This is a genomic window from Bradyrhizobium sp. 956_D2_N1_4 (assembly GCF_052076025.1).
In the GTDB taxonomy this organism is placed as follows: Bacteria; Pseudomonadota; Alphaproteobacteria; order Rhizobiales; family Xanthobacteraceae; genus Bradyrhizobium; species Bradyrhizobium barranii.
Map to the genome: position 1 here is coordinate 4,526,328 of NZ_CP197237.1, position 17,493 is coordinate 4,543,820.

Sequence of the window (17,493 nt, forward strand, 5' to 3'; positions counted from 1 at the left end):
AGCAGATCATCCCTTCAACAGGGCTTCAATCTCAGCGCGCCGCGGCATGGCAGGCGCAGTCCCCGCGCGCGTCACGGAAATCCCCGCCGTGGCGGAACCGAAGCGCGCCGCTTCCAGGGGATCGGCGCCGCCCGCAAGCGCTGCAGCGAAGCCGCCGACGAATGCGTCGCCCGCGCCCGCGGTTTCGACCACCTTGCCGGCGGCGAACGGGGGCACGTGTAGCGAGCGATCTCGCCCGTGAAACAGCGCCCCGCGTTCGCCGAGCGTGATCAGCGCGGTGCCCGCTCCCTTGGCCACCAACGCTTCGCCGGCGCGGCGGGCGCCGGCAAGATCGCTCACCGCGATCCCCGTCAGCGCTTCCGCCTCGGTCTCATTGGGAACGACGTAGTCGCACAAGGCAAACAGGCCATCGTCGAATTTGACCGCAGGTGCCGGGTTGAACACGGTGATGCTCCCCGCAGCGCGCGCGATCTCGAGCCCGCGTTGCGCGGCCGCGACCGGTTGCTCGAGCTGGGTCACGAAGACGCGGCTGGTGCGGATCGCATCCGCCGCCGCGTCGACGTCGCTGGGGCTGAGACCGTCGGCCGCTCCGCTCACCACGATGATGGCGTTGTCGCCGCGTGTCTCGTGGACATAGATGAAGGCCGCGCCGGTCGGCGCCTCCGAAGTCCTGGCGACGCGCGGTCGAATGCCCTCGGTTTCCCACGTCTTGATGGCAAGATCACCGAAGGCGTCGCGGCCGATCCGGGAGATGAAGGTCACGTCTGCGCCTGCGCGCGCAGCGGCCACGGCCTGGTTCGACCCCTTGCCGCCTGGTCCCATGGCAAATCCCGAGCCGGCGATCGTTTCACCGATCGCGGGCATGTTGCCGGCCCGGAAGGCCAGATCGACGACGAAGATGCCGAGCACTGCGACGCCAGTCTTGCTCATGGTCGTTACTCTCCGTCCGGCGCGATGACGCCCTTGGAAAACAGGAAGCAGCCGTAGAAGCGCCGCTCTCCCGTGGCGATCACGCAGTAGGCCGTCTTGGCCTTTTCATAGAAGGCATGGCGCTCGACCCCGACCAGCGGCCAGGAGCGTCCCTCGGCGCGGTCGATCGCGGCCTGCACCTCGCGCTGCACCGGCGGCACCTCCTGGGGCTGGCCAACAATCTCCATGCGGATCGCGGCATCGTCGACGAACGTATCGAGCGGCAGCACCGAGAGGATGGCTTCGATCGCCTTTGCCGTACTGACGTTGTCGATGCGAAGCAGCTCGCCGAACACGGTCTGGCGCGCGATGGAGTCGGCAGGAAAATTGGTGTCGCACACCACGAGGCGGTCCCCGTGCCCCATTGCGCGCAAGGCGTAAAGCACGTCGGCATTGAGCAGTGGATTGATGCCCTTGAGCATGTTGCGTCCCTCCCTTGTCTTCAAAAAATCGCCCGAACTCTGATGGTCCGGATGCCAACCCGTATCACCGCAAGGTGACGTCTTTAGTCGCCATAGGGAATCCAGATGTTCTTCACCTGCACCGCGTGGCGGAGCAGGATCGGACCTTCGCTCGCCACCCGGTCGTACCAATCGAGCGCCAGCCCGTGGTCGACCAGCGTGCGCTTGAGGTTGCCGATCGACAGCCGCTCCGCAGCAGTCGAGGCCTCCTGCGAACCGAACACCCAGAGCGCATCGACGTCGTCATGCTCGGCAAGGACCTTCGCGAGCGCATCGCGCTCGCCGGTGACGATATTGACGACGCCTGCCGGCACATCCGACGTCTCCAGCACCTGATAAAAATCGGTCGCTGCAAGCGGATGCCGCTCACTTGGGACGGCGACGACGCGGTTGCCCATCGCAATCAACGGTGCCACCAGGCTGATGAAGCCCAGCAACGGGGCCTCGTCCGGACAGGCCACCCCGACCACGCCGATCGGCTCGTGCATGGCAAGCGCCACGCCGCGCAACGGCGGTGCATGGATCGTCCCCTCGTATTTGTCGGCCCAGGCCCCATAGCTGAACAGCCGTTCGATACTCGCCTCGACCTCCGCGCGCGCCTTGGCGGGCGAAACGCCGGTCATATCACCGACGCGCCGGGCGAACTCGTCGCCACGCGCGGACAGATTCTCGGCAAGGTAGTAGAGGATTTGGGCGCGATTATGCGTCGTCGCCCGCGCCCACCCCTCGGCCGAGCGCGCGGCGGCCACCGCGTTACGGATATCCTTGCGATTGCCCTCGCCGGCTTCGCCGAGGTGCTTCCCCTTCGGCGACAGCACCGCGCGCGAATAATTTCCGTCGGGACGAACCTGCTTGCCGCCGACGAACAGCTTGGCGGTTCGGTCGATCGACGGCGTGCCAAATCCGGCGCCGTCGTTAGAAGCCGCCGGGGATGGCGGCGGCACCTTCGCCCGCGCCTTCCGCCCGCTCCAGGCTTTCGGCTTGAGATATTCGTAGAGACCTTCCCGGCCGCCCTCGCGACCGAAGCCGGACTCGCGATAGCCGCCGAAGCCGACGCAGGCATCGAACAAATTGGTCGCATTGACCCAGACCACGCCGGCCTGAAGCTTCGGCGCGATATCGAGCGCCAGCCCGATGGTCTCGCTCCACACGCTGGCGGCAAGGCCATAGCGCGTGTTGTTGGCGAGCATCACCGCCTCGTCCGGCGTGCGGAACGTCATCGCGACCAGCACCGGGCCAAAGATCTCCTCGATCGCCACGGTCGATGACGGATGTACGTTCCAAAGCAAGGTCGGGGGATAGAAGCATCCCTCAGCGGGGATCGGCCCCGGCGCCTGATACTTCTCGGCGCCCTCCTTGACGCCGGTTTCGACCAGCGCCTTGATCCGCTCGAGCTGCACCGGTGCGACCACCGCGCCCATGTCGATCGCCTTGTCGAGCGGCGGACCCACGCGCAGCGTCTCCATGCGGCGGATGAGGCGCTTGCGGAATGTCTCTGCGATCCCTTCCTGCAGCAGAAGCCGCGATCCGGCACAACAGACCTGGCCCTGGTTGAACCAGATCGCATCGACCACGCCTTCCACGGCGCCATCGATGTCGGCGTCGTCGAACACGATGAACGGCGACTTGCCGCCGAGCTCGAGCGTCAGCGACTTCCCGCTGCCTGCGGTCGACTGACGGATCAACCGCCCGACCTCGGTCGACCCCGTGAAGGCGATCTTGTCGACACCGGGATTTTCGACCAGCAACGCGCCGGTGGCGCCATCACCCGTCACCACATTCAACACGCCGGGCGGCAGGCCGGCTTCCGCCGCGAGCTCGGCGAACAGCAGCGCGGTGAGTGACGTGAACTCTGCCGGTTTCAGCACCACGGTGTTGCCGGTCGCCAGCGCGGGCGCGATCTTCCAGGCCAGCATCAGCAGCGGAAAGTTCCAGGGGATGATCTGGCCGATCACACCGACCGGGACATGGTCGGCGAATTCGCGGTCCTGCAATTGTGCCCAGCCGGCGTGATACAGGAAGTGGCGCGCGGCGAGCGGCACGTCGAGATCGCGGGTTTCCCTGATCGGTTTGCCATTGTCAATCGCTTCCAATACCGAGAACAGACGAGCATGACGTTGCAGCATGCGCGCCAGCGCATAGAGATGACGGGCACGACCGTGACCACCGAGCTTTGCCCATGACGACTGCGCCGATCGCGCGGCGCCGACTGCAGCCTCGACATCCGCTGCGATGCCTTGCGCGATCTTGGCCAGCGTCTTTCCGGTGGCTGGCTCGATCGTCGTCAGATGCTTGCCCGAAGCCGGCGCGACGAATTTACCGGCAATAAAATGCCCAAACGTCGCGTCGTGCCGCTTCAGCCAGGCGCGCGCCTCGCCGTCCGCCTCGGGAGCGGGACCATAATCCATGGTCTCAAAGTAATGTGCGATACTCATGCTCAGCCCACGGGATGACGGTTGAAGGCCGAGTAGCGGCCGGTGACGTGATGCTCGAGCTGGCGCTCGATGTCGGCGAGCAGGCTCGAGGCGCCGACGCGGAACAGATCCGGCTCGAGCCAATCGCGTCCCAACTCCTCCTTCATCAGGAACTGGTAGTTGAGCACATCCTTCGCCGTCGAGATTCCGCCGGCCGGCTTGAAGCCTATCTTGAAGCCGGTCCGCTCCTCATAGACCCTGATCATGCGCAGCATCGCCAGCGTCACCGGCAGCGTGGCATTGACGCCTTCCTTGCCGGTGGAGGTCTTGATGAAGTCCGCGCCGGCCATCATGCAGACCATCGACGCCTTGGCGACGTTGCGCAGCGTTTTGAGGTCGCCGGTTGCGAGGATCGTCTTCAGATGCGCATCGCCGCAGGCTGCGCGGAAATCCCGGACCTCGGCGTAGAGAGCGCGCCAATCTCCGGTCAGCACATGCTCACGCGTGATGACGATGTCGATCTCCTGCGCACCGTCCCTGACGGACGCCTCGATCTCCTTGAGCTTCAGATCGTGAGGCACGAGGCCTGCCGGAAATCCGGTCGAAACCGCAGCGACCGGAATGTCATACCCATCGAGCGCTTCGACCGCGGTTGCGACGAAGCGGTGATAGACGCAGATCGCGCCCGTGTGCAGCCGGCGCCCGGCAAAACCGAGTGCCTCGAGGAGGTCACTTCGTATCGGGGCCCTCGCCTTGGCACAGAGGCGCTTCACCCGTTCGGCCGTATCGTCGCCGTTGAGTGTCGTCAGGTCGATGCAGGTGATCGCCTTGAGCAACCACGCCGCCTGCGCGTCCTTCTTGACGGTGCGCCGGCCCGGCAGGCTCGCAACGCGGCGCTCGGCGGCGGACAGATTGATCCGGATATCGTCGACCCAGTCCATCTCGAGCGCGCGGCCGCTGTTGCGCGCGATCGGATGCGGATGATTGTGATCCCGCGCATGGGGCTGCGCCGGCACCGCGGATGGATTTGATATCAAGACGCCCTGCGCCATCGGTACGCCGCGCAATGCTAGCGAATCGGCTGAAACGGCAGATAGACTGAATGTGCCGATTGCAACATGCGATCCTCCCATCCCTTGGCCGCCGGCGCATCTGCTGCCTCCCGTCGCCGACAGCGAAACACCCTTCGGGCCAAATGTTATTATTGTAACAGATTGACGTTGCTAAACTCACATCATTGTAAGATCATTGTCAACCGGATAAGCAAGCTCGGTGACGAAAATGACTGAAACACCGACCGCACGCCCCAGCGAGACCCGCGTCCAACGGCTGCAACGGCTGCGACGCGCCGTCGAGACGAGCGGCGCACTGCATCTGAAGGACGCCGCAGAGCTGCTGAAGGTGTCGGAGATGACGGTCAGGCGCGACCTTGCCGGGCCCGAGGCGGCGCTCGCCCTGCTCGGCGGCTACGTCGTCAACGCGGCGTCGCCGACCGGGATCAAGTACACATTCGAGCAGGAAATCGACCAGCACACGCAGGACAAGCGCCTCGCCTGCCGATCCGCAGCCGCCTCGATCAAGGAAGGTGACACCATCTTCATCGACTGCGGCACCACGATGCAGTCGCTGGCGGATTGCCTGCCTGAGGACATGCCTCTTTCGGTGATCTGCTATTCGCTGAACGTCGCCTCGATCGTCACCCACCGGCCAGCGACGCAGGTGATGTTGATGGGCGGGCTCTACCATCCGTCGTCGCAGTCGTTCTCGTCGGATGACGGCCTGTCCTACCTGCGGCGGCTCGGGGTGAACAAGGCTTTCATCTCGGCCGGCGGCCTGCACTGGACCCGCGGCGCCAGCTGCTCGAATTTTCACGAAGTCGCCATCAAGCAGGCCGTCATCGCTACCGCGATGGAGAGCATCCTCGTGGTCGACGCCAGCAAGCTCGGCAGCCTCAAGCCGGCGTTTTTCTCCGACGTCAGCTCATTCTCGCGGATCATCGTCGGTGGCTCCGTGTCGGCAGACACGCGCAAGCACTTCCGCAGCCTTCCCGTCGAATACGTCACCAGCACGGCCTGATCCGGACGGGGGCTGGTTCGCCCGGATCAGGCTTGCTGAGCGATGCGCGGTCTCGGTGGATCGCGCATCGCTGTTTCAGGCTAGTTGCAGGCGGGCTTCGCCTTTTTGCAGGCATCCGTCAGCTCGGCCGGCGGGTCCTTCTTGAATACGGTCTTGTAGGACTCCAGCACATTCGACTGCGTCACCGGCAGCGACTGCACACCGATCCAGCCAGGCGTTTCCTTACCCAGCAGCGCGTTCATCATCGCCATCGCCTCGGCGACGCCCTGGTCGTAGGGACGCTGCGAGCCGGTCGCCTTCAGCGGCCCGCCCTTGGCAATCTCGATCGCCGATTGCAGACCGAGGTCGACCGTCGTCATGGGAATATCGATGCCCTGAGCCCGCATCGAGCTCAGCGTGTCGAGCGCCGGTTGATCCCACACCGCGTACAGTCCCTTGACGTCGGGATTGCCGGTCAGGAAGTCGCCCGCGATCTGCGAGACCTTCGGCGGATCGGTGAAGTCGACCTGCTTCATCTTGATGTCAGGGCGGTTTGCTTTCATCCACTCCCGCACGCCCTTGGTGCGCTCGTTGGTGCTGAAATAGTCGACGCCGAAATTGACGAGACCGATGGTGCCGCCCTGCGCCACGCAGGACGCCAGGATCTGTGCCGCGATCTGGCCATTGCCCTGGCTATCGGCCGAGACCATCGTCGCATATTCCTCGGGATGCTTCAGACCAGTCGGGATGCTGTCCATCAGCACGAGCTTGATGCCGGCTTTGGCGATCTTCTTGTAGGTCGGCGCGGTCGCGGTGAAATCGACCGGAATCGAAATGATGCCGTCCGGATGCTGCTGGATCGTGTTCTCGATATCGGCGATCTGCTTGTCCACCTGATATTCGGCGGACGCGACGCCCGTCACCGTCACGCCGTACTTCTTCAGCGTGTCGGTGATGCCCTGGATCTGGAGCTGCGACCAGTCGAGGTTGACCGTCTGCATGGAGATGCCGACCTTGAAGTTCTTCTCCTTGATCTTGGCGGCGTCGGCCTCCGACAGCGCGAGCACCTCGGGGGAAGCCGCCTTTTCGCCGTGGGGTCCCTGGCCGACGATCGACTTCGGCCCGAGCTTCGCGAGATCGACACCCTTGACGCAGGTCGCGGGCACTTCGGCGCGAGCCGACGGGATCATCGAGAGGGCGGCAGCGGCCACCAACGCAGTCAAAGGCAAGGATTGTCGCAAGATTGATTTCATTGTTTCCTCCATTTTTTGGTCGCCGATTCACCGGAGGGCCAGCGACCTTGCCCCTACCCGCGCAGCGCGATGAACTTGTTGTTCATGCGTCGCGCCGGACGTCGACTAGCGTTTCGTGAAAGCAACCGCGGCAACGATGATCGCGCCCTTGATCACGAGCTGCATCGGCGAGCTCACGCCGAGCAGAACAAGGCCGTTGTTGAGCGTGCCGATGATCAAGCTGCCGAACAGTGTTCCAAGGATGTAGCCGCGCCCGCCGAACAGGCTGCAGCCGCCGAGGATCACCGCGGCGATGACGTCTAGCTCCATTCCCTGCACGACGTCGGGCCGCGCGGCGTGTGAGCGCGCTGACAGCACCAGCGCCGCGAGACCAGCCAGCGTGCCGGTCAGGACGAAGGCTGCAGTCGTGACCCGTTTGGTGTTGATGCCGGAATAGAGCGCCGCAGTCGGGTTGCCGCCGACCGCATAGATGCGCCGGCCGAACACGTTATAGTGCAGCAGCAGGATGCCGATAATCATCGCCGCCAAAGTCCAGGCGATCGGAACCGGTATGCCGAGGAACGTGCCTTCGCCAAAGATCGCGAAATAGGTCTCGTTGGTGATGATCACCGGCTTGGTGTTGGTCACCATCATCGCCAGTCCCCGCGCCATGCTCAGTGAGCCCAGCGTCACCAGGAATGACGGGATCGATAGCTGCGTGGTCAGGATGCCATTGAGCAGCCCGACCAGCGCACCGGTGCCGAGCCCGGCCACGGCCCCCACGATCCAGCTGTTGTTGATCTGGCTCATCGCGAGAGCGGCCGCCATGCCCGACAGCGCCAGCGTCGAGGCAACCGACAGATCGATCTGACGCGCGATGATAATAAAGGTCATGCCGACTGCGATGATCGACACCAGCGTGGTCTGGCGCCCGATGTTCAGGAAATTGTCGACCGAGAGAAACCAGGGCGAAGACAGGCTGAACACGACCAGCAGGATCACGAAGGCGATGTACAGCATGTACGGCCGCTCGCCCCGCAGCAAATTCTGGAGAATCTTGCGGCGGCGATCAGATGGGGTCGACGAGGCGACCACGTTGGGAGCAGTCAGTTCAGTCATGCGGGAAGCTCTTGCAAGTGGCCCGGCCCGGAGGCCTGGTACATCTGGAGGAGATGATGCAGCTCTTCGGCATCATCGATCTCGCCGCGCGACAGCGTACGAGCTACACGCCCGTTGACGATCACGGAGATGCGGTCGCAGAGCTCGATCAATTCGACGAGATCGGACGAGACGACCAGGACCCCGCTGCCGTCGCGGACGGCATTCCGGATCACGGCATAGATTTCCTCGCGTGCGCCCACGTCGACGCCGACCGTCGGTTCATCCAGGAGCAGCACGCGCGGCCGCGGATCATTCCATTTTCCGAACACGACCTTTTGCTGGTTGCCGCCGGAGAGCGTCCTGACCAGGCTGAACGCGCCTGGCGCTTTCACCGAAAGCCTGGCGACCGCGGTTTCCGCACGCCTGGCGGCGGCGCGTTGCTGCATCCAGCCCCAGCGCGAGAAATGGGGAATTCGCGGCAAGGTGACGTTTCGCTCGATCGAATGGTCCAGGACCAGACCCTGCACATGCCGGTCTTCCGGCACCAGCGCGATGCCCTGCTCGATCGCATCGGCAGGCCCTCTCGGCAGCCATCCCCGGCCCTCGATCTCGATTGCGCCGCTCTCGAGCGGCCGGAGGCCAAACACTGTCTCCAAAATCTCCGTGCGGCCGCTGCCGATCAATCCGGCGAGGCCGTGGATCTCGCCCTTCAGCACGGACAGATCGACGGCACGAAGCCGGTCGTTGGACACGTCGGACAGCGACAGAACCGGCGACGGATCCAATTCACGCTTCGCGACAGGTTCGGTGCGCGGGCCCGTGGGTGCCGATCGATCGGTTCCGACGATCGCGTTCACCAGCCGCTTCATGTCGGTCTCGGCTGTGACAAACGTGCCTGCGTTAGCGCCATCGCGCAGCACCGTGACGCGCTGCGAGATCTCGAACACCTCATTGAGCCGATGGGTCACATAGATCACGCCGACTCCGCGGCGCGTCGCCTTCCCGATCGCATCGAACAGGATCCGGACCTCATCCGATGTCAGCGAGGAGGTCGGCTCGTCGAGGATCAGAAGCCGGACCTCGCCCATCAGCGCCTTGGCGATCTCCGTCATCTGGCGATAGGCGAAAGGCAGCGAGCCGACAGCCGCACTCGCATCCAGGGGAATGCCGAGCGCGTTCAGGAACGCCTCGGCCTTGGCCATCAGCGCGCGCTGCCGGACGAAGCCGAAACGCGCACGCGGCTCACGGCCGAGCAACAGATTGTCCGCAACGCTCAGGGATTCGACGAGGCTGAGATCCTGATAAACGACAGCGATCCCCGCCTCGCGCGACTTCGCCGGGCTGTCGAATTCCACCGGCCTGCCGGCGATCTCGATCGTGCCGCTGTCGAGGGCATGAACACCACTGAGAATCTTGATCAGGGTAGATTTTCCCGCGCCGTTCTCGCCCAGTAGCGCATGGACCTCGCCGGCGCGGACCTCGAGGTTGACGTCACGCAGCGCTCGCACGCCGCCGAAGCGCTTGTTGATGCCACTGACCATCACAAGCGAGGCCGACGACCGAGGTTCTGCTGCAACCGAACCGGACAGTTCCAAACTTTCCTCCCGTCGCCCCGCTAGACGCTGGTACGATGGTGACATATTGTTATTTTTGCAACTTATCCTGTTATAATTCTATCATCTCCGCCGACCTGTCAATGGCGGATCACGTCGCCGGGCCGGATCTAACCCTGGCCCTATCTCGATTTGTGCGGTTGCGAACGTCAGTAGAGACAGCCGGCCTTCCCAGCGCGGATCTGTTCAACATCAGGAACGGACCAAGGCTTCACGACGCGCTCCATTCGGTCCTGGCGGCAAGCACCCGATCATCAAATGGGGAGCGCGCTATCCCCAGGCCTTGAAATCGGCCTCGCTCATGACGTTCTGCCTCCCGATGATGACCGCGATGGAGAGCGCCAGCCCGACCGACGATGCGGCGGCGAATATGGCGGTGCCGTCGTCTACGTTGCGGAGCACTCGCGTCCGGTGGCGCGGGCTGCTCACCGGCTGGAGCCAGATCGAAGTCGTACCACTCGAACACCGTGCCGAGGGTCGTGGCCATCAGTTTCGCTGACGAATTTTCGTTTCGACGTGCTCAGCGTCTCCCCTCTCTGAACTCGCCCCATGATTGATTTTCGGATAGGCACCCTAGAATTCCGAAGATCTTCATTCGCCAAGGGCGCGTCGGGTGTGCCAATCTGTCACTGATTGGAAAGCATACCCGGCGCGGGCAAGCGTATCTTCGGACAGATGCGGGCCGACGAGCTGCATGCTGAGAGGCAACCCGTCCGCCGCCATGCCGTTCGGTAGCGTGATGGTCGGGCTGCCCGAGAAGTCGAATACCGCCGTAAAGCGCAGGATGCTGAGCAGCACGTTCGGATCGGCGCCGTATTCGCCCATCTTGGTCAGCGTTGGGATCGGAACGGGCATGGTGGGAATCAGGAGCAGGTCAATATCGCCGAACAGCGCCGCGAGGCTGCCGCAGAACTTCAACCGCTCATGATGGATCTGAGCGATCTCGAGGCCGCTGATCGATCTGCCCTGCTCGATCAGCTGCGCCAGATCCGGACCGTATTCCGACTTCCGCGACGGATAGGTCTCGAGATGCGCCTCTGCGGTCTCGATGGAGCACATCGGAATCCACATGCTCACGAGCTTCTCGTAAGCTGGGAACTTGACCTCACGAATATCGGCACCGAGGTCCGCAAGCGTACGCTCCGCTTCCAGCAAGGCGGCGACCACCTGCGGATCGATCCCGTCCTGCGTGTAGCTGCGGTCCACGCCAATCCGTAAGCCTCGCACGCCGTCACCGATCCCCGCCAGATAGTTCGGCACCGGCGCCTGAAGGGCGGTCGGATCATTGACGTCTGCGCCCGCGATGACGCCGAGCATGGCCGCGGCATCGGCTGCGGTCCGGCACATCGGCCCGACATGGTCGAGAGAGTCAGCCAGCGGGAAGACGCCGTGGCGGCTCACACGTCCCCAAGTGGGCTTGATCCCGGTCAGCCCGCACGTCGCCGACGGAAACCGGATCGAGCCGCCGGTGTCGCTGCCGATCGAGCCGAAGCAAAGTCCCGCCGAAGTGGCCACGCCCGATCCGCTTGAGGAGGAGCCGACCCAGTAATCGGTCCCCCAGGGATTGAGCGGCGCCTGGTCGTCGGGATGATGGCTCGTATAGGCGCCCTCGGTCATTTTTAGCTTGCCGAGCGTGACGGCGCCGGCGTGTTCGAGCCGGTCCACGATCGTCGCGTTGAAGGAGGGAACGAACCTAGCGTGGATCGTGGTACCTCCAGCGGTCGGCGCGAAAGTGGTGTAGCAGAGATCCTTCAATCCGATCGGCATGCCGTGCAGCGGCCCGCGCCAGATGCCCTTGGCAAGCTCGGCGTCACAGCGCTTCGCCTGCGCCATGGCCCGCTCGGCGAGGACGAGCGCGTAGCCGTGAAACTTCTGATCGAGCTTCGCGATCCGGCCCAGCATCACCTCGGTCACTTTCGAAGGTAGAAGCTCGCCGCGGCGGAACAGCTCGGAGATTTCGATGATCGACTTGTAGTGAATTGGATCTGCTGACATCTGACTGTCCTGCTGTTGTCGGAAACGGCTTCGCCCACCGGCACCGCAGACGGCCCGGTTTCGTGACTGCGCTACTCAGGGAGCGCCTAGAACTGCACGCCGCGCGTGAGGGCACCGTCGACCACGAGGTTGGTCCCCGTGATGAAACTCGCTGCCTTGCTGGCAAGGAACACCGCACCGTTCGCCATTTCCTGCGGCGTGCCCATGCGGCCGGTCGGATTCAGCGCCAGCGCGGTCTTGTAAAGCTCGGGATTGCCGTCCTTGATTTGATTCCAGACACCGCCCTCGAAATAGGTGTTGCCCGGCGACACCGAATTGGCGCGGATGCCTTTGCTGGCAAGCTGGAAGGCGAGACCTTGCGTATAGTGGATGATGGCGGCCTTGAACGTGCCGTAGGGGCCGCTCGCGAAGTCAACCTCCCGCCCTGAAACGCTGGAGATGGTCACGATCGCCGCGGCCTTGCTCTTCTCGAGATACGGCATCGCCGCATTGACCAGCCGCACGGTGCCCATCATGTCGGTGGAGAATTCCTTCTCCCAGCTCTCCTCGTCCTGTCCGATCGACAGCGCACTGACATTGGCGACGACGACGTCGATGCCGCCGAGTTTCGAGGCCATGTCCTCGACCCAGGCCTTGAGCGCCGGGCCGTTGGAGACATCGACCGAACTACCGAAGGCAGCGACGCCCTTCGCCTTGATCGCGGCGACTGCGCTATCGACGTCGGCCTGGTTGCGCGCGCAGATGCCGACATCCGCGCCTTCTGCCGCGAATGTGTCGGCGATCGCCCTACCGATCCCCTTGGTGCTGCCGGTGACGAGAACCTTTGCTCCCTTGAGTCCCAGATCCATGTCCATTCCCTCCCTCTATTGACGACTTGAAAACATGCCATGCGGCCGTTCAGAGCAGGAGCTGCTCGCGGACATTGTCCTCGTTAACCTCGCCACCCGCCAGCGACTGCGCGATCTTGCCCTTCTCCATGATGTAACAACGCTCGGCGATTGCCAGGATCGTGTCGAGGTTTTGCTCGACGAAGATGATGGTGGTCCCGAGCTCGTTCCGGAACGATCTCAGCGCCTCGCAGATGTGCTGGACGATCGAGGGCTGGATACCCTCGGACGGCTCGTCCAGGATCATCAAGGACGGATTGCCGATCAGCGCGCGGCCTATGGCGAGCTGTTGCTGCTCGCCGCCCGACATCGTGCCTGCGGCCTGCCGCCGGCGTTCCTTCAGCCGCGGAAAATACTCATAGACGAGTTCAGGCAGCTTCTTGCCGCCGGGACCGCCGATCAACTCGCCGACTTGCAGGTTTTCCTCGACGGTCATCTGCGGAAAGACATCGCGTCCCTGCGGGATGTAGCCGAAGCCCGCCCTCGCCCGCGCGTCGGCTTCGAGCTTTGTTACGTCCTGCTCCATGAAGCTGATCGTGCCACGCCAGGTTTGCAGCAAACCGATCAGGCACCGCATCAGGGTCGACTTGCCGACACCGTTACGGCCGATCACGCCGACAATCTCGCCGCGGGAGACCGACATGGTGACGCCCTGCAGAATCGGCGTCGCACCGTATCCCGCCCATAATTCCGATACGTCCAGAATCCGGTCCGTGGGATTGGGTTCAGTGAGCATGCGTCTTACCGAGATAAATTTCCGCGACTTTCGCGTCCTGCAAAATACTTTCGAGATCGCCGCGTGCGAAAATCTTGCCGAGATGCAGCACCGTGACGCGCTGGGCGACCTGGCGCACGAAGGCCATATCATGCTCGACGACAAGAACTGTCATGCCCTCTGCATTGAACGACTTGATCAACTCGCCGGTCTTGAAGGTTTCCTCCGGCGACATGCCGGCAGTCGGCTCGTCCAGCAGCAGGAGTTGCGGCTTCAGCGCCAGCGCCATCCCGATCTCGAGCCATTGCTGCTGGCCATGCGACAGCGCACCCGCGAGCTTATCGCTGTCCGGCCCCAGGTTGAGCAGAGTCAGCAGGCGATCCTCCTCGGCGATGCGTTCCGCGCCGGACAGTCGTTCCTGGAGCGCAGTCTGGATGTTTTGCCGAACCGGCAGCTCCTTGAACACGCTCGGAGCCTGCATCTTGATGCTCATGCCTCGCTGCACGCGTGCGTAGGGACGCTCCTTGGTGATGTCGACGGTATCGAACAGGATGCTGCCCTGGCTCGGCGGGTAGAGACCCACGATCAGCTTGAACAATGTGCTCTTGCCGGCGCCATTGGGTCCGATCAGGCAGTGGACCTCGCCGGCGTTGACCGTGAGGTCGACGTCGGAGACTGCGGTCAATCCGCCAAAACGCTTGGATACGCCTTTGACTTCGACCAGCGCCATGATCAGGATTCTTCCGGGTGCAAGCGACCAGCCTCCGCCATGACGGGGCTATCATCGCGCCGCCGACGTCCGCTCCACCAATCGGCAGCAAGCTTGCCGATGCCGAGCACAAAACCTTGCGGCGCCAGCATCACCGTGGCGAGCAGCAGCGCTCCCATCAGCACGAGTGCTGCCTGCTGGCTGTAGACCGTGATGGTCTGAAAGCCGAACAGCAGCAGGAACGATCCGACCAGAGTTGCGGTCAGATCGCTCCGTCCGGAGAAAGCCACCCATACGATGGGCATCGCCGCCGCAGGCAGGCCGATGCTGGACGGCGTGATGAATTGGCCCCAGGACGTGTACAGCGCACCACTCAGCCCTGCGAGGCCGCTGCCGATCACGAAGGTCAGGAGCTGGTATTTCCGGACGTCATAACCCAGCATCTCGGCGCGCTGCGGGTTCTCGCGCGTCGCCACGATGACGTTGCCGATGCCCGAATTCACGAGCATGCGCAACGCGAGATAGACGATCACGATCAGCGCGATCATGACGTAGTAGAGCGCCGATCCCTCGATATAGAAGTCGCCGACGGCGAGCGGGTCCATGCCCTTCATGCCGTTGAAGCCATTCAGCCGCGCCGGGCCGATGTGCCATTCGGGCCCCGCGGTCTGGCCGAGGAAGAAGGCAAGCACCAGCGTCGCAGACAGCGTCACGATCCCGAAGAAGATGCCGTTGATGCCACCCCAGATCATGAAATAGCCGAGGATGCCGGCCGCCACCATCGCAAGGACAACGGACAGCGCAAGCGCGGCGATCGTTGCGGTGCCGCCGCCCATGTTAATCGCGAGCACGCCATATCCGTAACCGGCGATGCCGAAGAACAAGGTCTGGCCGAACGACAGCATCCCGCCATAGCCCCACATCAGGCAAAGGCCGAGCGCCATGAATATCCAGATCAGGAAATAGGCGAAATTCCCCACATCATAGGAGTCGGCGAACAGCGGATATGTCAGTGCGCCCGCGAGCACTGCAAGGAAGCAGGACCAGAAGATCTTGCCACGTCCGAGCGTCTGCGGTCCTTCCAGCAGCTTGAACATCAAAAATTCCCTTTAGCGCCCACGACGAACCAGAACGCTGGAGAGCCCCTCGGGCAACACCCGAATGATCAAAATAACGGCGACCAGCATGCCAATCTGTCCGATGATCTGGCCGTAGCTCGCGTTCAGCGCCATCCGGATCATCGCCAGGAACACAGCGGCCGGCGCTGTTCCGAGCAGCACGTTTGCCCCTCCAATTACGACCGTAACGAAGCTTTCGACCACGAAGGTCGCCCCCATGGTCGGGATCAGCGTCATCGTTGGCGCGTAGAGCGCCCCACAAAGTCCGGCAAGGCCGGTGCCGATCCCGAAACTGATCGAATAGATTCGGCCCGTTCGCGCGCCCAGCGCCTTCGCCATCGCCGCATTCTGCATCGTCGCCCGGGCGATCACACCAAAGCGCGTCTTCATGAAAACGATGTAGAGACCGCCCAGCACGGCCACCGCGCAACCGAACAGAACCAGACGATAGGTCGAAAACGTGTAGCCGCCGATTGCGAAGCTTCCTTCGGGCGTTCCGATGCCCCGCACGGCTGAACCGACAATCAGGAGCATCGATTGCGTCACGATGAGGCTGAGCCCCCAAGTGGCGAGCAGAGAATCCAGCGGCCGCTTGTAGAAGCGCCGCACGATCAGGAACTCGACGGCGACACCGATGAGTCCCGCCGTCAGCGCGGCCAGGATCTGGGCAATCGCGAGCGGAACGCCCAGATTCACCAGGCCAACGGTGACATAGGCGCCGCACATGATGAACTCGCCATGCGCCATATTGATGACGCCCATCATGCCGAACACGATAGCGAGACCTGCGGCCGAGAGAATGAGGAACGCGAACACGTCGGCGAACTGATAGAATACCGAGAATACTTCAGCCGACATCTTGGTCCCTTTGTCGATCCCGGCGCCGCATCGTTGCGGCGCCGGCCTTGTCCAAGAGCACAACTCTCAATACGAGCAAAATCCGTGCCCGTCAGGCGTCACGATTTCTTCGGGAGATGGCTCGGCGTGTACTGGTCCTTGTCGTTCTTCTTGGTGAGATCGCAACCGATTTCGCCAAGCCAGTACGGCTGGATCGTCCCATAGTCCTTCTCGACCTTCACCTCATGCTTCGGCCCGACCGAGATCAGGCGCATGCGGTGCGAGGTGTGCTGGCTCTTCGGATCGATGCACACCTTGCCTTCGGGAGCGTCGATGCATGCATCGCCGGTCGCGATGACCTTGCGCATGTCGTCGAGCTTGATCGACTTCGCCTTCTCGACCAGCGCCTTGTACATGTAGAGCGCATTATAGGCATTGTAGCCCATGTCGTTGATGTAGAGCTCGTCAGGGAATTTCGCGTGCCAGCGCTTCTTGAACTCGGTAGCCTCTGGCGTGTCGATCTCCTCGAACCAATTCGCAGTCGCATGCATGTTGTTAAGCGCCGGCGGCTTGAACCGCTTGTGCTCGAAGCCGAGCATGACCTTGATCGACGATCCCATCGGCAGATTGAGGTTGGCCGCAGCCGCCTGCTCGAAGAATGAATCCTGGGCAGCGCCGACATTGATCGTGAGCAACCAATCCGGCTTCGCCTTCTGGATGTTCTGGATGGTCTGCGCGAACTGCGACACGCCGAGCGGAATGAACTCCTCGCCGACGACCTCGCCGCCGAGATCCTTCATGATCTTGCGGTTCCACTCCGCGGAAATCTGACCGAAATTGTAATCGGCGGCGATGACATAGACCTTCTTGCCGAACTTCTCGACCATCCATGGAATCAGCGTCGAGAATTGCTGCTCCGGCACCGCGCCCATGCTGATCATGCTGGCGTCGCAGACACCGCCTTCATACTGGTTGGTGTAGAAGTACGGTGTCGAGGTGCGATCGACGATGGGACGCAGCGCCTCGCGCGAGGCCGAGGTGATGCCGCCGATCAGCACGTCGACCTTGTCGCGGTTGAGCAATCGACGGCCGAACTCCTGATAGCGCGCGTTGTCGCCCTGCGGATCGAGGTGAATCAACTCGATCTGCCGACCAAGGATACCGCCGCTCTTGTTGATCTCTTCGACGGCCAGCTGCGAGCCGTGCAGCTTCGGCATGCCCATGAAGGCGAGATCGCCCGACACGTCCTCGAGCAGACCCACCTTCAACGGTGGTTCCGCGGCCCGAGCAACGGTCATTGCCGCTGCGGTACCGAGCATGGCGCCGAGCAAAACCATCCCTAACTTGCGTCCCGAACTCATCGTGATATCCCCTGTTTCTGAAAGCG

The 17,493-nt window shown here is 63.1% G+C and carries 16 protein-coding genes; 1 reads left to right on the forward strand and 15 read right to left on the reverse strand.

Going from position 1 to position 17,493, the window contains the following annotated elements:
• Window positions 1-6: 6 nt before the first annotated feature.
• From rbsK to deoC, 4 genes are all read right to left on the reverse strand, one after another.
• Entirely contained in the window at window positions 7-930 is a 924-nt protein-coding gene (gene rbsK, locus AB7535_RS21565; protein ID WP_085404261.1) for a ribokinase, read from the reverse strand.
• Between the two features lie 5 nt (window positions 931-935).
• Window positions 936-1,391, reverse strand: coding sequence for an RbsD/FucU family protein (locus tag AB7535_RS21570; protein WP_014494077.1), 456 nt, complete (start codon window positions 1,389-1,391; stop codon window positions 936-938).
• Between the two features lie 83 nt (window positions 1,392-1,474).
• Window positions 1,475-3,865: an aldehyde dehydrogenase family protein gene (locus AB7535_RS21575; protein WP_085404260.1), complete on the reverse strand. Its 2,391-nt coding sequence runs from the start codon at window positions 3,863-3,865 to the stop codon at window positions 1,475-1,477.
• Between the two features lie 2 nt (window positions 3,866-3,867).
• Window positions 3,868-4,785 (reverse strand): deoxyribose-phosphate aldolase, encoded by a 918-nt coding sequence (deoC, locus tag AB7535_RS21580; RefSeq protein WP_245344240.1) that lies wholly within the window; start codon window positions 4,783-4,785, stop codon window positions 3,868-3,870.
• Between the two features lie 340 nt (window positions 4,786-5,125).
• On the opposite strand from deoC, the gene AB7535_RS21585 reads away from it, so the two are divergent.
• Window positions 5,126-5,920, forward strand: a complete 795-nt coding sequence (locus AB7535_RS21585) for a DeoR/GlpR family DNA-binding transcription regulator (RefSeq protein ID WP_085404259.1) — start codon at window positions 5,126-5,128, stop codon at window positions 5,918-5,920.
• An 80-nt stretch (window positions 5,921-6,000) separates the two neighbouring features.
• Here AB7535_RS21585 and AB7535_RS21590 read toward each other — a convergent pair whose 3' ends face one another.
• From AB7535_RS21590 to AB7535_RS21640, 11 genes are all read right to left on the reverse strand, one after another.
• Window positions 6,001-7,152 carry a substrate-binding domain-containing protein gene (locus AB7535_RS21590; RefSeq protein ID WP_085404258.1) on the reverse strand — a complete coding sequence of 384 codons (1,152 nt, stop codon included), beginning with the start codon at window positions 7,150-7,152 and terminating at the stop codon, window positions 6,001-6,003.
• A 105-nt stretch (window positions 7,153-7,257) separates the two neighbouring features.
• Window positions 7,258-8,250, reverse strand: a complete 993-nt coding sequence (locus AB7535_RS21595; protein WP_085404257.1) for an ABC transporter permease — start codon at window positions 8,248-8,250, stop codon at window positions 7,258-7,260.
• Window positions 8,247-9,827, reverse strand: a complete 1,581-nt coding sequence (locus AB7535_RS21600; protein ID WP_094184400.1) for a sugar ABC transporter ATP-binding protein — start codon at window positions 9,825-9,827, stop codon at window positions 8,247-8,249. The genes AB7535_RS21595 and AB7535_RS21600 overlap by 4 nt, the downstream gene beginning before the upstream one ends.
• A gap of 288 nt (window positions 9,828-10,115) precedes the next feature.
• Window positions 10,116-10,247 carry a hypothetical protein gene (locus AB7535_RS21605; protein ID WP_256468556.1) on the reverse strand — a complete coding sequence of 44 codons (132 nt, stop codon included), beginning with the start codon at window positions 10,245-10,247 and terminating at the stop codon, window positions 10,116-10,118.
• A gap of 189 nt (window positions 10,248-10,436) precedes the next feature.
• The gene (locus tag AB7535_RS21610) at window positions 10,437-11,840 is read right to left on the reverse strand and encodes an amidase (RefSeq protein WP_354130344.1); all 1,404 of its coding nucleotides are present in this window, start codon (window positions 11,838-11,840) and stop codon (window positions 10,437-10,439) included.
• Between the two features lie 86 nt (window positions 11,841-11,926).
• A complete protein-coding gene (locus AB7535_RS21615) occupies window positions 11,927-12,688 on the reverse strand; it encodes an SDR family NAD(P)-dependent oxidoreductase (RefSeq protein WP_028158375.1) in 762 nt (253 codons plus the stop codon).
• A 49-nt stretch (window positions 12,689-12,737) separates the two neighbouring features.
• Window positions 12,738-13,463, reverse strand: coding sequence for an ABC transporter ATP-binding protein (locus AB7535_RS21620; protein WP_038942017.1), 726 nt, complete (start codon window positions 13,461-13,463; stop codon window positions 12,738-12,740).
• Window positions 13,453-14,172, reverse strand: coding sequence for an ABC transporter ATP-binding protein (locus AB7535_RS21625; RefSeq protein ID WP_085404254.1), 720 nt, complete (start codon window positions 14,170-14,172; stop codon window positions 13,453-13,455). Before AB7535_RS21625 ends, AB7535_RS21620 begins: the two co-directional genes overlap by 11 nt.
• 2 nt (window positions 14,173-14,174) lie before the next feature.
• Window positions 14,175-15,248: a branched-chain amino acid ABC transporter permease gene (locus AB7535_RS21630; RefSeq protein WP_085404253.1), complete on the reverse strand. Its 1,074-nt coding sequence runs from the start codon at window positions 15,246-15,248 to the stop codon at window positions 14,175-14,177.
• A 12-nt stretch (window positions 15,249-15,260) separates the two neighbouring features.
• Window positions 15,261-16,127 (reverse strand): ABC transporter permease subunit, encoded by an 867-nt coding sequence (locus AB7535_RS21635; RefSeq protein ID WP_028151201.1) that lies wholly within the window; start codon window positions 16,125-16,127, stop codon window positions 15,261-15,263.
• Between the two features lie 98 nt (window positions 16,128-16,225).
• Entirely contained in the window at window positions 16,226-17,443 is a 1,218-nt protein-coding gene (locus AB7535_RS21640) for an urea ABC transporter substrate-binding protein (RefSeq protein ID WP_084795064.1), read from the reverse strand.
• Window positions 17,444-17,493: the final 50 nt, after the last annotated feature.

Coding starts and splice junctions, on each gene's coding strand:
- rbsK (WP_085404261.1), bottom strand. CDS start 930: ATGAGCAAGACTGGCGTCGCAGTGCTCGGCATCTTCGTCGTCGATCTG.
- AB7535_RS21570 (WP_014494077.1), bottom strand. CDS start 1,391: ATGCTCAAGGGCATCAATCCACTGCTCAATGCCGACGTGCTTTACGCC.
- AB7535_RS21575 (WP_085404260.1), bottom strand. CDS start 3,865: ATGAGTATCGCACATTACTTTGAGACCATGGATTATGGTCCCGCTCCC.
- deoC (WP_245344240.1), bottom strand. CDS start 4,785: ATGGACTGGGTCGACGATATCCGGATCAATCTGTCCGCCGCCGAGCGC.
- AB7535_RS21585 (WP_085404259.1), top strand. CDS start 5,126: ATGACTGAAACACCGACCGCACGCCCCAGCGAGACCCGCGTCCAACGG.
- AB7535_RS21590 (WP_085404258.1), bottom strand. CDS start 7,152: ATGAAATCAATCTTGCGACAATCCTTGCCTTTGACTGCGTTGGTGGCC.
- AB7535_RS21595 (WP_085404257.1), bottom strand. CDS start 8,250: ATGACTGAACTGACTGCTCCCAACGTGGTCGCCTCGTCGACCCCATCT.
- AB7535_RS21610 (WP_354130344.1), bottom strand. CDS start 11,840: ATGTCAGCAGATCCAATTCACTACAAGTCGATCATCGAAATCTCCGAG.
- AB7535_RS21615 (WP_028158375.1), bottom strand. CDS start 12,688: ATGGATCTGGGACTCAAGGGAGCAAAGGTTCTCGTCACCGGCAGCACC.
- AB7535_RS21620 (WP_038942017.1), bottom strand. CDS start 13,463: ATGCTCACTGAACCCAATCCCACGGACCGGATTCTGGACGTATCGGAA.
- AB7535_RS21625 (WP_085404254.1), bottom strand. CDS start 14,172: ATGGCGCTGGTCGAAGTCAAAGGCGTATCCAAGCGTTTTGGCGGATTG.
- AB7535_RS21630 (WP_085404253.1), bottom strand. CDS start 15,248: ATGTTCAAGCTGCTGGAAGGACCGCAGACGCTCGGACGTGGCAAGATC.
- AB7535_RS21635 (WP_028151201.1), bottom strand. CDS start 16,127: ATGTCGGCTGAAGTATTCTCGGTATTCTATCAGTTCGCCGACGTGTTC.
- AB7535_RS21640 (WP_084795064.1), bottom strand. CDS start 17,443: ATGGTTTTGCTCGGCGCCATGCTCGGTACCGCAGCGGCAATGACCGTT.